This window comes from Burkholderia sp. 3C (genome assembly GCF_054589155.1).
In genome coordinates this window covers 1-206 of record NZ_BAAILN010000149.1, presented here as the reverse complement: position 1 = coordinate 206, position 206 = coordinate 1, and the positions used below count along the sequence as shown (strand labels likewise).

The following is a 206-nucleotide window of genomic DNA, read 5'->3' as shown; positions in this document are numbered from 1 at the left end:
GACGACGGCAAGGCGGTCGCTGCGGTGACGTACGACGGTCCCGCGAAGGACAAGGTGACGTTGGCTGGAGCGAGCGGCACGACGCTGTCGAACGTGAAGGCCGGCGCGCTGACGGAAACGAGCACGGACGCAGTCAACGGTGCTCAATTGTTCGCCACGAACAAAAATTTGAAAGATAGCGGCTTGGTGGGCGATGACGGCAAGGT

Annotated in this window: 1 protein-coding gene; it reads left to right on the top strand. The window is 61.7% G+C overall.

Annotated elements, in window-relative coordinates:
- Positions 1–206 (top strand): hypothetical protein (locus ACYP33_RS30905; protein WP_459625035.1); only part of this gene is annotated, 206 nt, incomplete at both ends.